General features: G+C 71.3%; 12 protein-coding genes and 1 pseudogene. 8 read left to right on the plus strand and 5 right to left on the minus strand.

The window, feature by feature from the left end; translation table 11 throughout:
- Positions 1 to 130: 130 nt before the first annotated feature.
- Positions 131 to 772, plus strand: coding sequence for a carbonic anhydrase (locus tag GQF42_RS32180; protein WP_158925735.1), 642 nt, complete (start codon positions 131 to 133; stop codon positions 770 to 772).
- Positions 773 to 850: 78 nt separating this feature from the next.
- Here the strand turns inward: GQF42_RS32180 and GQF42_RS47330 are convergent.
- Positions 851 to 937: pseudogene (locus tag GQF42_RS47330) on the minus strand (Sua5 family C-terminal domain-containing protein); the annotation flags it as partial.
- Between the two features lie 522 nt (positions 938 to 1,459).
- Here GQF42_RS47330 and GQF42_RS32185 point away from each other — a divergent pair.
- From GQF42_RS32185 to GQF42_RS32195, 3 genes are all read left to right on the plus strand, one after another.
- Positions 1,460 to 1,804 carry a MerR family transcriptional regulator gene (locus tag GQF42_RS32185; RefSeq protein WP_158925737.1) on the plus strand — a complete coding sequence of 115 codons (345 nt, stop codon included), beginning with the start codon at positions 1,460 to 1,462 and terminating at the stop codon, positions 1,802 to 1,804.
- A 274-nt stretch (positions 1,805 to 2,078) separates the two neighbouring features.
- Positions 2,079 to 2,468 (plus strand): hypothetical protein, encoded by a 390-nt coding sequence (locus GQF42_RS32190; protein ID WP_158925739.1) that lies wholly within the window; start codon positions 2,079 to 2,081, stop codon positions 2,466 to 2,468.
- A 191-nt stretch (positions 2,469 to 2,659) separates the two neighbouring features.
- Positions 2,660 to 4,345 (plus strand): ribonuclease J, encoded by a 1,686-nt coding sequence (locus GQF42_RS32195; protein ID WP_158918872.1) that lies wholly within the window; start codon positions 2,660 to 2,662, stop codon positions 4,343 to 4,345.
- A 472-nt stretch (positions 4,346 to 4,817) separates the two neighbouring features.
- Here the strand turns inward: GQF42_RS32195 and GQF42_RS32200 are convergent, their stop codons facing one another.
- On the minus strand, positions 4,818 to 5,711 hold the full coding sequence (locus GQF42_RS32200; protein ID WP_158925752.1) for a LysR family transcriptional regulator: 894 nt from the start codon (positions 5,709 to 5,711) through the stop codon (positions 4,818 to 4,820).
- Positions 5,712 to 5,803: 92 nt separating this feature from the next.
- Here GQF42_RS32200 and GQF42_RS32205 point away from each other — a divergent pair, with 92 nt between their 5' ends.
- Positions 5,804 to 6,895 carry an alcohol dehydrogenase catalytic domain-containing protein gene (locus GQF42_RS32205; protein ID WP_199272872.1) on the plus strand — a complete coding sequence of 364 codons (1,092 nt, stop codon included), beginning with the start codon at positions 5,804 to 5,806 and terminating at the stop codon, positions 6,893 to 6,895.
- 81 nt (positions 6,896 to 6,976) lie between these two features.
- Here GQF42_RS32205 and GQF42_RS32210 read toward each other — a convergent pair whose 3' ends face one another.
- From GQF42_RS32210 to GQF42_RS32220, 3 genes are read right to left on the minus strand one after another with little or no spacing between them, the layout of a single operon-like run.
- On the minus strand, positions 6,977 to 8,398 hold the full coding sequence (locus GQF42_RS32210; RefSeq protein WP_158925754.1) for an MFS transporter: 1,422 nt from the start codon (positions 8,396 to 8,398) through the stop codon (positions 6,977 to 6,979).
- A gap of 14 nt (positions 8,399 to 8,412) precedes the next feature.
- Positions 8,413 to 9,231, minus strand: a complete 819-nt coding sequence (locus GQF42_RS32215) for an alpha/beta fold hydrolase (protein WP_158925756.1) — start codon at positions 9,229 to 9,231, stop codon at positions 8,413 to 8,415.
- 17 nt (positions 9,232 to 9,248) lie between these two features.
- Positions 9,249 to 9,740, minus strand: coding sequence for a cupin domain-containing protein (locus GQF42_RS32220; protein WP_158925758.1), 492 nt, complete (start codon positions 9,738 to 9,740; stop codon positions 9,249 to 9,251).
- A gap of 137 nt (positions 9,741 to 9,877) precedes the next feature.
- Between GQF42_RS32220 and GQF42_RS32225 the strand changes: the two genes are divergently transcribed.
- From GQF42_RS32225 to GQF42_RS32235, 3 genes are read left to right on the plus strand one after another with little or no spacing between them, the layout of a single operon-like run.
- Positions 9,878 to 10,492 (plus strand): TetR/AcrR family transcriptional regulator, encoded by a 615-nt coding sequence (locus tag GQF42_RS32225; RefSeq protein WP_158925760.1) that lies wholly within the window; start codon positions 9,878 to 9,880, stop codon positions 10,490 to 10,492.
- A 43-nt stretch (positions 10,493 to 10,535) separates the two neighbouring features.
- Positions 10,536 to 11,342 (plus strand): WD40 repeat domain-containing protein, encoded by an 807-nt coding sequence (locus GQF42_RS32230; RefSeq protein WP_158925762.1) that lies wholly within the window; start codon positions 10,536 to 10,538, stop codon positions 11,340 to 11,342.
- A 35-nt stretch (positions 11,343 to 11,377) separates the two neighbouring features.
- Positions 11,378 to 12,199 (plus strand): SDR family NAD(P)-dependent oxidoreductase, encoded by an 822-nt coding sequence (locus GQF42_RS32235; protein WP_158925764.1) that lies wholly within the window; start codon positions 11,378 to 11,380, stop codon positions 12,197 to 12,199.
- The last annotated feature ends 35 nt before the right edge of the window (positions 12,200 to 12,234 follow it).

Below are 12,234 nucleotides of genomic sequence, written 5' to 3' on the forward strand. Positions count from 1 at the left end.
CGCGGATCCAGACCGAAGCCGACATCGCCCGGCGCCGGGGCATCTGGAGGTGCGGAGCAGCGACGCGCTCGGCTCGGGCATGAGCGGACCTGGCGGCTCGACGCCGCAGGGCGGTCCTCAGGCTTCCGCCATGAACGAGACCCAGGCCGCAACCTCCCGTGAAGCCTTCGAACTGCTGATGGCCGGCAACCAGCGATTCGTCGCGGGAATCCCCGAACATCCGAACCAGGACGCCGCCCGCCGCACCGAGTTCGCCGCGTCCCAGCGACCGTTCACCGTGCTGTTCGGATGCTCCGACTCCCGCCTGGCCGCCGAGATCATCTTCGACCGCGGACTGGGCGATCTGTTCGTGGTGCGCACTGCCGGCCACGTCACGGGACCGGAAGTGATCGGCAGCATCGAGTACGGCGTCGACATACTGAACTGTCCCCTGTTTGTGGTCCTGGGCCATGAGGCGTGCGGTGCCGTCGGCGCCGCACGCGCCGCTCTGGAGGACGGGGTGGCCCCGGCCGGCTACGTGCGCGATGTCGTCGAGCGGGTGACGCCCAGCGTGCTGTCGGCCCGGGCCGCCGGCCGCGTGAAGGGCGAGGAGATCCTGGACGAGCACATCCGGCACACCGTCGACCTGCTGCTGGACCGCTCCCGGCTGCTCGCCGAGAAGGTCGCCGCCGGACACGCCGCCGTCGTGGGCCTGTGCTACGGCCTGGCCGATGCCACTGCACGCCTCGTCGCGACCCGTGGCCTCGACGCACCCGTCACCACGGCATCGTGACCGCCGAAGCGCCCACAGCATCCCAGGCGGCCACGGCCGTCACCGGCGGAGGCGGCGACCAGGGAAGCGACTGGTGACTTATGAGGGCCGGGGTCCGGCGGCGCGGCGAAGCCGGTTGGCGATCGCCAGTCCCAGCCCCTCCTCCACCGGCAGGGACGCGATCAGCCACGCTCAGCATGTGGTCGCCGAGCCGGGAAGCAACCCGGGACAGCACTCTTCCGAGTGTATCTGCGGAAGAACTCCAGACACTCACCATGGAGAAAACCTGTCGTTACGATAGTAGACATTGGCTCGTCGCAGGGTTACTGTCTTTGTCGTACCCAGGAAGTCGAAGTGGGCACGGCAGACACGAACTGCCATGCCGGCAGGTCAAGCAGGACACGGCCCAAGAGGGTCGTGAGCAGTACCCGCGGTATCCAGCAGTGCAACCGAGTAACCGAAGGTAAGGAGCGAGACGCCATCAGGATCGCCCGGGCGAGGAAGCAGTCCGCCCGGGTACCGCAGGCCCCGGATTGGAAGGTGGTCCCCGGTCACGCATCCGCGATCCCCGCAGTCCCGCCCTCGCAGGCGGACCCTGCGGACATACGAGGCCGGCGCAGTTCGCCGGTAGATGGTGTTGAAAGCTCGGGGCCCGGGTGCCAGTACGGCGCCCGGGCCCCCCGACGCGTCCCCCGGAAGAAGAGGTCTATGCCCCCTGGCAGTTCCCGCGCCGTCACCCCTCTCGATGACGACGACTACCCCGCCTACACCATGGGCCGGGCCGCCGACATGCTCGGCACCACCCCCGCCTTCCTGCGCGCCCTCGGCGAACACCGCCTGATCACACCTCTGCGCTCCGAAGGCGGCCACCGCCGCTACTCCCGCTACCAACTGCGCATCGCTGCCCGTGCCCGCGAACTCGTCGACCAGGGCACCCCCATCGAAGCTGCCTGCCGCATCATCATCCTCGAAGACCAACTCGAAGAAGCGCAGCGCATCAACGAGCAAATGCGCACACAAGGCCCCGAGCCGCAGTCGAAGACCTCAGCCTGACCGGACGCCGGCACGAAGACACGGACGACGCTCCCGGCCCGCCACCGACTGGACCCCACCATCGGCCCCTGAAACGAGCGCCCCTGACTCCCGCAGGGCAAGGACCCCGGCGATCACCACGCTGGGGTCCTTCTCTGTCCAAGACGGTCCCACCGGTCCCGGGCCGGAGCCCTGCCGGCGCGCCGGTTGCCCATCGGCGGCCGGCCAGGCCCGGTGAGGCACACGCCGGCGTGTCGACGTCCGTGCCGTCCCGCGTGCCTGGCACGTGGTTCTCATGCAGCCGCTGCCGGCTCCCTGCCCCGCCGACCTCATTCCCGACGCGACGGGCATGGCGGCCTTCAAAGCGGCGAACCGGCAGGCCAAGGAGCAGGACGCCGTCTTCGTCGCCATCGAGTCTCTGGGCGAGCACTGGACGGTGAAGGCCGACATGATCACCGCCCGGCAGTACGCCGTCGCCGACTCGGTGTACGACGCCATCCGCGCCGCGGTCATCCAGATGATCCGCGCCGGCGAGATCCGCTCGGACTCCTCCGCGGGGCCGGTCTGCTTCGTACTGCACGACGTGGCAGACGAGAGCCGGGCCCGCGAACTCGCAGCCGCCCTGCACGCCGCCCTGTACGGAAACCTGGCGCCGCTCGCCCGCGCGATGCCTACCGCATCCTGACCAGCCGCCTTCAGGACTCCAAGATCATCTCGTGGCGGCGCTTGGGCTCACCTTGGCTGGACCCCGCCTTGACCCCTCCCTGTCCGGCCGTCGGCGTCATCAGATCGTCCCCGGACACCGTTGTGGTGCCCGCCCCTGTTCGGAGGAGGTAATGGATCACCCTGTCCGGCTCTCCGGGTACCGTCAGGGGCATGAGTCATCCGCACCCCGAGCTGAAAGCCGCCCCGCCCCTTCCCGAAGGAGGGCTGCGGGTCATCGCCCTGGGCGGCCTGGGTGAGATCGGCCGCAACATGACCGTCTTCGAGCACGCGGGCAAGCTGCTCATCGTCGACTGCGGCGTGCTGTTCCCCGAGGAGACCCAGCCCGGCGTGGACGTGATCCTGCCGGACTTCACCTCGATCCGGGACCGGCTGGACGACATCGTGGCCGTGGTCCTCACCCACGGCCACGAGGACCACATCGGCGGCGTGCCGTACCTGCTGCGCGAGCGGTCCGACATTCCCGTCGTCGGCTCCAAGCTGACGCTGGCGTTCCTGGAGGCCAAGCTCAAGGAACACGGCATCCGGCCGCGCACGGTGCGGGTGCGGGAGGGCGACCGGCGCGGCCTCGGGCCCTTCGACTGCGAGTTCGTGGCGGTCAACCACTCCATCCCCGACAGCCTCGCGGTCGCGATCCGCACCCGGGCCGGGATGGTGCTGCACACCGGCGACTTCAAGATGGACCAGTTCCCTCTCGACGACCGCATCACCGATCTGCGTGCCTTCGCCCGCCTCGGCGAGGAGGGCGTGGACCTGTTCCTCACCGACTCCACCAACGCCGAAGTACCCGGCTTCACCACCTCCGAGCGTGAGCTGAACCCTGCGATCGAGCAGGTGATGCGCACCGCGCCGCGCCGGGTCATCGTCTCCAGCTTCGCCAGCCACGTGCACCGCATCCAGCAGGTCCTGGACGCCGCCCACCAGCACGGCCGCAAGGTCGCCTTCGTCGGCCGGTCGATGGTCCGCAACATGGGCATCGCCCGTGACCTGGGCTATCTGAAGGTCCCCTCCGGTCTGGTCGTGAGCACGAAGGAGCTGGAGAAGCTCCCGGACCACAAGATCACGCTGGTGTGCACCGGCTCCCAGGGCGAACCGATGGCCGCGCTGTCACGGATGGCCAACCGCGACCACATGATCCGCATCGGCAAGGACGACACCGTCCTGCTCGCCAGCTCCCTCATCCCCGGCAACGAGAACGCCATCTACCGGGTGATCAACGGACTCACCCGGTGGGGCGCCCACGTGGTCCACAAGGGCAACGCCAAGGTGCACGTCTCCGGGCACGCCAGCGCCGGCGAACTCGTCTACTGCTACAACATCGTCAAACCCCGCAACGTCATGCCCGTGCACGGCGAATGGCGCCACCTGCGGGCCAACGCCGACCTCGCCATCCGCACCGGTGTCGACCCCGACCGGGTCGTCATCGCCGAGGACGGCGTCGTCGTCGACCTGGTCGACGGACGTGCGTCCATCACCGGCAAGGTCCCCGCCGGCAACGTCTACGTGGACGGCATGGAAGTCGGCGGCGCCACCGAGGCGTCCCTCAAGGACCGCCTCACCCTCGCCGCCGAAGGCGTGGTCACCGTGGTGGCGATCGTCGACGCGGACACCGGCGCCCTCGCCGAGGCCCCCGACTTCCTGGCCCGCGGCTTCGTCCACGACGACACCACCTTCGAGCCGGTCGTCCCCGTCATCGAGAAGACCCTGGCCACCGCGGCCGAGGAAGGCGTCGGGGACGCGCGCCAACTCGAACAACTCATCGCCCGCGCCGTGGCGAACTGGGCGTTCCGCACCCACCGCCGCAAGCCCCTCATCATCCCCGTCATCATCGACGCCTGAGCCACGGCACCCGCGCAGGGCGGCACGAGGCCGCCGACTCGGGTTGCCTCGCCGGCCTCCATCGCTTTTGGGATCCGGTCCGGGGCCCATCCCGGTGAAGTCCGCTGCAGGACACGGTCGATGCACGCACGTTCCTTGGCCCGACAGATAATGGCCTGCGGTGCGGTGCCCGGATCGCAGGTCCACTGGGCACAGGCGTCGCGAAGCTGGTCGGGGGCAGTGTGAAGGTCACGGGGACGCCCTTCCACCGGCAGCCGGACAGCCAGGTTGGTGATCGCGGTCGCCCGCGGCCGGTTCCCGACCGTGCAGCGGTCCTCGGCGCGGCCGGACGACCGGTGACAACTCGCCGACGCCATGCGGTGCGAGCCCCCGTGCACCTGCCAGGGCGGGCATCGCGGTGCTCCGGGCGACAAGGCCTGTGAGGGCCACGGCCCACGCCGTGGGGTACCCGGTCGGCCGCGCCGGCGATGCGTCAGGTGACCGAAGTGATCGCTCGTACGGCCGCCGTGACGCCGGGGGCCGGAGTGCCGGGAAGCCGCGCCACGAGGATCCGGCGGACCTCGGTGGGTACTCCGTCCACACGCAACAGGCTTACGCCGTGTGGCAGCACCGCCGACATGCGGGACGGCACCGTCGTCACGCCGAAACCGCCGGCGACCAGCTGCAGTTTGGTGAGCCAGTCGCGCGTGCTGTGGACGACGCGTGGCCGTCCGGGCAGGCCGGGCCAGACGCCGAGCAGAGGTTCGGCGCCCGAGGAGGGGGTGTCGATCCAAGGGGCGTCGACGAGTTCGTCGACGTGCACCGCGGTGCGGCCGGCGAACCTGCCGGTGGTCGCCGCTCCTACGAGCAGTTCGGTGTCCCCGACCGTTTCGACGTGAAGCCGGGGCGACTCACCGTCCGACGGCCGGTGCGGCGGGCGGGACGTCAGTACGGCGATGTCGATCGACCCCGCCCGCAGGGCCCGGAGCAGGCCGGGTGTGGTGCCCTCACGCGTCGTGACCGTCACCTGCGGGCAGGCCGTCGCGAGGCGCGTGAGCACACCGGGCAGGATCGATGCCCCGGCGCTGGGGAACATCCCCAGCCGCACCGGTTCCGTCCGCGCGGCGGAGTCGGCCAGCTCGTGCTCGACCACCGCGATGGAGTCGAGGATCACGCGGGCGTGCCGGAGCAGGGTCAGGCCGGCCGGGGTGAGCTGTACCCCGTCGAAGCGGCGCTCGAACAGGACGGCACCCGCACTCCGTTCGAGGGCTGCCGCTTGGCGAGAGACCGCCGACTGGGTGTAGCCGAGCCGAGAGGCCGCCGCGGTGAAGCTCCCCGACTCGGCGACCTGCCGCAGGACCCGTAGGGCGGTACTGGAGAAGTCCATGCGCACTACGCATACCACAGATGTCAGATGCTCGCTTGGCTCATGCCCTGGGGGCTCCTAGCCTCAAGACGGACCATCAAGGAGGCCAGCAGATGCGAGCAGCAGTCCTGACAGAGTTCGGTGCCCCGCTCACCGTGCAGGAGATCCCCGATCCCGTGGCCGGCGGCGGCGAGGTGGTGGTCAAGGTCCTGGCGGCCGGCATCTTCCCGTACGCCGAGGAGGTCTTCAGCGGCCGGCGCAAATACCCGCTCGAACCCCCTGTGGTCCCCGGTACCGGTGGCGTCGGACGGATCGTCAGCGTCGGCCCGGACGCCACCCGGCTGCGCGTCGGCGACCTGGTGTGGTGCGACTGCACGGTCCGCTCTCGCGACGACGCGCTGACACCCGACATCGCGCTGCAGGGCTGGAGCTCCCGCGGCGAGGGCGGCGCCAGGCTCGCCCGGCACCTGCACGACGGGTCATTCGCCGAACTCATGCGGGTACCGACGGAGAACGTCCACCCGCTGCCCCGGGAAGCGGAGGACGATCCGGCGCGCTGGTCCTCGCTCGGCATGTACGCCATCCCCTACGGAGGACTGCTGGCGGGCCGCCTCGCAGCCGGCGAGACGCTGGTCGTCAGCGGAGCCACCGGCAACCTCGGCAGCGCCGCGGTCGCCGTGGCCCTTGCGACGGGGGCGGGCCGGGTGATCACGCCGGGCCGCAACCGCGCCGCGCTCGACCTCCTCGCCGACCGATTCGGACCGCGCGTGGCTCCGGTCGAACTGACCGGAGACGAGGACGCCGACCGCGCGGCCGTGTCCGCCGCGGCCGAGGGCCCGATCGACATGGTGATCGACCTGCTCCCGCCCGCCGCGCCCAGCTCGGCGGTGCGCGCGGCGGCCATGACCGTCCGAGAGTACGGCCGCGTCGTCCTGATGGGCGGCGTCGGCATGCTCGGTGGCGCCGATCTCGCTCTTCCCTACCCGTGGATCATGCGCAACTCGGTCACCGTGCGCGGGCAGTGGGTGTGCCCACGCTCGGCCAACGTCGGCATGATCCGACTCATCGCGTCACGTGCGCTCGATCTCCGTCCCGAACGGGTCCGTACCTTTTCTCTCGACGCCGTCAACGACGCCGTCGCGTACGCCGCCGCGCACGGCGGGCCGTTCGACCGCACCGTCCTCACCCCGCCCGCCGGCCGTTGACGGACGCCGGGCCGGCCGACCGCTGCGCACCGGGGGTGTGCGGTCGGCCTGCCGGGTTCGTGCAGCGCTGGGGGCTCGCGGTCAGCCGGGAGCGTCCGCCGTGGCGCGTGGTGGGTCGGGTGTGAGGCGGGCGGCGGCGCGTTCGGCGGTGGCGGCGGCCCGGCGGCCGGTGGTCACGGTGCCGAGGATGACGATGGCGCCTCCGCAGCCGGCGATGATCCACCAGGCGGCCGGGCGGGCACCGGAGGCGACCGTGGCGCCGATCACCGCGATGCCGAGCGAGGAGCCGACCTGCCGGCTGGTGGCGGCGACCGCGGCGGCCACCCCGGCCTGGGCGCGCGGCATGCCGGACACCGCCGTGTAGGTGATGGGTGCGTTGACGAAGCCGAAGCCGAGACCGAACAGGGCGTAAGTGACGTACAGCAGGGTGTCGGACGGGTGGGCGGAGCGCGTGGCGGCTGTCGCCAGTACACCGCTGGCGGTGATGCCCGCCCCCGCGAGCAGCAGCGGTATCCGCGGACCGCGGCTGCCCACGATCCGGCCGGACAGCGGAGGGCACACCAGGGACAGCACTGCCATCGGCAGCAGGTGGAGCCCGGCGCCCAGGGCGCTCAGTTTCACCACGCGTTGCAGGTAGAGGGTGTTGGCGAAGAGGAAGCCGCCGAGTGCGGCGAAGGCGAACACCGCTGTCGCGGTGGCCCCGCTGAAGGGTGCGCTGCGAAAGAGCCGTGGTGCGATCAGCGGTTCGGCGCGCCGGTTCTCGTACGGTACGAAGGCGGCCAGCGCGCCCGCCGCGGCGACCAGGCAGGCCACGATCGGCGGCGAGGTCCAGCCTGCGCCAGGTGCCTCGATGATCGCGTACGTCAGGGTGCCGAGCAGGACGGCCACCAGCAACTGGCCGACCGGGTCGGCCCGTCCGACCCGCTCCGCGCGGGACTCCGGGACGTACAGTGCGGTGAGTGCCAGCGCGGCCAGCCCGATCGGCACGTTCAGCCAGAACACCGAGCGCCACCCGGCCGACTCCACCAGCACGCCGCCGAGGACCGGGCCGGCCGCCATGCTGAGCCCGACGACCCCGCCCCATACGCCGATGGCCCGTGCCCGGTCCCGGGGAGCGGTGAACGTGTTGGCGAGGATGGCCATGGCGACCGGAGTGAGCATGCTGGCGCCCACCGCCTGCACCGTACGGAAGACCACCAGCCACCCCGTGGTGGGCGCCAGGCTGCACAGACCGGACCCGACGGTGAACAGCACGAGGCCGAGGCGGAAGATCCGCCGGCGTCCGACGCGGTCGGCGGTGGCACCGGCGAGCGTCAGCAGCAAGGCCAGCACGATGGTGTACGCGTCGAGCGTCCACTGCAGGCCGGGGACGGAGGAGTTCAGGTCCCGCTGCATCGGGGGCAGGGCGACGTTGAGGATGGTGACGTCGAGACCGACCAGCAGCACGCTCAGGCAGCAGACGGCCAGGACCGGGGCGCGCCGTCCTTGCCCGGGCACGGTCATGTGGGTTCCCCCGTTCAGCCGTTGGGCCGGTTGACGGTGTGGGCGTCGGTGAAGTCCCAGATGGCAGTGAGCAGTTGCCCGGGGGTCTCGATCTGGGGCATGTGCCCGGTGCGGAGGAGGAGTTCGAACCGGGCGCCGGGGATGGCGGCGGCGAACGCCCGTCCGTACACGGTGTCGGTGACCTGGTCGCTCTCGCCCCATGCGACGAGGACCGGGTGCGTGACCTTGGCCAGGCGCTCGCGCAGGGTGGGGTCGGCCATGGCGTGCGGGCCCGAATAGACCTGCAGCGCGGCCCGGTTGGCGATCGCCGCCGCGCGCTGCTCGTCGGAGAACGTGCTGGGGTCGATGCGGAACGTCTCGACGTCGTGGAAGGAGAGCGCGGACAGTTCGGCGGGCGTCAGCGTGAAGGGGTCGGCGACCGGGTGGCCGGGCACGTGGATACCGGCGGCGTTGACGAGGACGACACCGCTGATCCGGTCGCTGCCGAGCAGTGCCATCTCGGCGGCGATCCAGCCGCCTATGGAGTTGCCGACGACGGTGACGTCGCTCAGGCCGAGTTCGTCCAGCAGCCGTACGTAGACCTGGGCGAGGGTGGGAACGTCGCTCAGCCAGCCGGGCCTGGCGGTGCCGCCGAAGCCGGGGTGGACGGGGGTGATGACGTGGGCCGGCCGCTGCTCGGCGAGGAACCCGGCGAACCCGGCGACGGTCTGCGGACCGCCGCCGCCGTGCAGGAGCAGGAAGGGGCGGCCCTCGCCACGCTCGTCGACGCTGTAGGCCAGGTCGACGTCGCCGGATTCGAGGGTGAGGGTGAGGGTGCGGGCGGTGTTGGTCATGGAGGTCTCCGTATCGGTTACTGGTGTGTGGGGTCGGTGGCGTGAGCCGGGTGCGCGTAGTCGGTGGCCGGAACCGTGGCGTACCGGCCCATCACCTCGACCGTCGCCTGCAGGGTCAGCTCCCGGCCGTCGGCGATCATGTCCCGCAGGTCGCGGAAGTACTGCACGTACAGGTCGGGCGTGAAGGTGTTGAGCATCACCGCGGGCTCGTCGCCGGGGTTGGCGAAGGTGTGCGGGGCGCCGGGCGGGATCATCGCGAGCGTGCCGGCGGGTGCGACGTGGGTCGTCTCGCCGATGGTGAAGTGCACGGTGCCGGAGACGACGTAGAAGCCCTCGTCGTGCCGGGCGTGGCGGTGCTGCGGCGGCCCTTGGGTATGCGGGGCGAGGGTGATCTCGCCGATGCCGAGACGGTGCCCGGTGGTGCTGCCGTCCTCAAGGATGCGGATCTGTGCCGGTCCCAGGCGGATGGTCTCGCCGTCGTCCGGACCCACCACGGAAGCCTCGTTCATTGGAGTCCCCTTCGTGAGAGTCGGCTCTCACGGAGGAGAGTAGAGAGCCAGGCCTCTTTATGCAAGTGGACTCTCATGATGAGAGTCGGCGATGATAAAGTGGCCATGTCATGGACGGGCGCGAAAGGGATGGAGCGATGGCGACGACGCAGACCGACACCGGCCGCAGCAACCAGAAGAGGCGCACGCGTACGGCCCTCGTCGAAGCCGCTCGCGAGCTGATCGCCTCGGGCGGCGAGGTGACGATGCCCGCGATCGCGCGCGCCGCCCTGGTCTCCGAGGCGACCGCCTACCGCTACTTCCCCGACCTCCCCTCGCTGATCAGCGAGGCTCTGGCGGGCGCCTGGCCGCCGCCCGCCGAGGCGCTCGCACCGGTCGCGGACTCCGCCGACCCCGCCGAACGGGTCGCCTTCGCCTGCGAGTACCTGCTGCGCGGCGTGCTCCTGCGCCAGGGCGCGGTGCGCGCCGTGATCGCGGCGACCGTCACCCGCCCCGAGACGGCGACCGCACGCCCCGGTGTCCGTTTCGGGCTGATCGACCACGCGCTCGCCCCCTTGGCGGAAACGCTGGGGGCGACGGACCCCGAAGCCTTCGCCCAGCTCAAACGGGACCTGGCCGTGGTCGTCAGTGCCGAAGCCCTGTTCACCCTCACCGATCTGTGTGGCCTCGGCCCCGATGACGCCGTCGCCAGCGCGGTGCGCACGGCGGCGACGCTGACCGAAGCGGCGGTGCGCGCGATCGCGAAGGGGTGAGCCGCGCGCGGGGGTGGGCCGCGCACAGGGGTGAGCCGCGCGCATGGGGAACGGCGTCACCGCCTGCTTCCACGTCCGCCTCGTCGCCACGGTCGGCACCGTCCGTCGGCTCATCCGGGCGGCCCGGTCGCAGAAGTGGGGCGCGGCGCGCTGCCGAGGACCTGCCGCACGTCCGCGCGGCAGGCGGACCGCCGCGACCCCGGCGATGGCCGTCGGGTCGATGAGCCACGTTCTGCTCAGTCCGGACGGCCGGCTGATGGCGCTTCAGGCCGGTGAGGACAAGGTCGAGATCCGGAACCTGCTCGAGCGAACCCGGCTCGGCACCCTGCCCGGCAACCTGGGCGGCTTCGCGAACACGGTCGCCTCCTCACCGGACGACACGACGTACGCCACCTATGACCGGGTGAGGAGCATCGGGTCGAAAGGCGGCATCAACTCGCTGAGGCTCTATGACCTGAGGACGGTGAAGCTGATCCGGAAGATGGACTTCACCCTCAAGGCCTCCCTGTTCATGATCTCCACGACGGTGGTGTTCCGGCCGGACGGGAAAGCCGTGACCGTCAGTCCGCTGCTGGGCACGGTGGCGGTCCCCTCCGGCAGGTTCCTGGTGCACGGCACCCCGGACCTGCGCCTCGACGGCTTGAGTCCCTGGGGCCTGCAGACACGCCGGCAGCTCGGTCCGGCCCTCACCGGCCCCGCCGACGCCATCGCGCTGACGACCTTCACCCGCGACAACTCCACCCTCGTCACCCTGGACGACAAAGGCGTCTTCCGGACCTGCACGGTCGCGCCCTCCCGGCTCGTCCGACCTGCTGATCGCGGCGGCTCTAGGATCGGATCCGTTGGGTGATCTCCGTGCGATCCCGGACTGGGGGACGAACCGCCTTGAACGACAAGCGAGTTGTCATAGTCACCGGTGCAGGCTCGGGCATCGGTGAAGCCACCGCCCGGCTGCTGGGCGAGGGCGGTCATCATGTGGTCGTCTCCGGGCGGCGGTCCGAGCCGTTGCGACGGCTCGAACGGGAGACCGGGGCGCTGGCGTACCCGTCCGACGCCGGCGACCCCGCTGCCGTCGACGGTCTCGTCCGAGCCGCTCTCGACGCCCACGGGCGACTCGACGGGCTGGTGCTCAACGCCGGGATCGGGCGCGGCGGTACGGCCGGCGACCTGGCGCTGGGGGACTGGGACGACGTGATGCGTACCAACCTCACCGGTCCGATGCTCCTGTTGCGTGCGGCGCTCCCGCACCTGGTGCGGGCGCGTGGAGCGGTGGTCGGGGTCGCGTCGGTCTCCGCGTTGCGCAACGGCGTGGGCAACGCCCCCTACGCGACGTCCAAGGCCGCCCTGCTGCAGCTGTGCCGCTCGGTCGCCGTCGACTACGGACGCCAGGGGGTGCGGGCCAACGTCGTGTGTCCCAGCTGGGTGAGGACGGAGATGGCCGACCGGCGCATGGCGCGGTTCGCGCAGGAGGCGGAGCTGGGACAGGGTGGCGCCGAGTCCGCCTACCAGCAGGCGACCGCGCTCGTGCCGATGGGCCGGCCGGGCGAGCCGCGTGAGGTCGCCGAGGCGATCGGCTGGTTGCTCTCGCCGGCGGCGTCCTTCGTCAACGGCGCGGTGCTGCCCGTGGACGGCGGGGTCACGGCCATCGACCCCGGCACCGTCGCGTTCGACTTCCACATCACCCCGCGCGACGGCACCGGTCGCTGACGCCCCCGCAGGTGCGGCGGGGTACGGCCCCGGCC

Origin of the sequence: Streptomyces broussonetiae, from assembly GCF_009796285.1 — a bacterium.
Lineage (GTDB): Bacteria > Actinomycetota > Actinomycetes > Streptomycetales > Streptomycetaceae > Streptomyces > Streptomyces broussonetiae.